1 protein-coding gene is annotated in these 575 nt (G+C 52.0%); it reads left to right on the forward strand.

What is annotated here, in order from left to right; translation table 11 throughout:
• The coding region (locus ACR0KS_RS20420) for a copper chaperone (protein WP_480693338.1) at window positions 1–188 on the forward strand (188 nt) is incomplete at its 5' end.
• Window positions 189–575 lie beyond the last annotated feature (387 nt).

A 575-nucleotide genomic window follows, 5' to 3' on the forward strand; every position in this document is an offset into this window, starting at 1 on the left:
ACTGTCTTGGCTGCTGCTGGATGCTGATGGTGCTGCTTTTTGTGTTGGGCGTCATGAACCTGCCGTGGGTTGCCGTACTTACAATCGTAGTTTTGGCAGAAAAGACGTTGCCATTCGGGCGGTTTCTGAGCCGCGGATTGGGCGTGGTTTTGATTGTCTGGGGCGGGTGGCTGATCACGCTCGCCTGAGGAAACGTTGGTGCATTCACAGGCTGGATAAATGCCACAGCAGAGCGATTTTCAACACGTCACCGGACAAGCAATTTCTGCGGGAGTATAAGTTCCGCTCCGAACCCTAAGCGGAAATAGGGGAACTGGTGTGCTAAACTGTTGCAAGACCATTCAGATTTTCTGGAGTTGGCAATGACTCACATCGATCACCTAAAATCGATATGCGAACTTAATGGGCTTCAAGTCGTCGATTTTGGTGCGGGTGATGGCGTCTAAGCCCCGCGCCGCCCGGGGATGGACGATAAACAGACAATAGACGGACGCGGGGCGGTAGTCAGAGGAGCTCAACCTACCAAAACATTCCCTAGTCTAGGAACGTCACGCTTTTATGACAGTTTAACGACA

It is taken from the genome of Ruegeria sp. BC7, assembly GCF_056539165.1.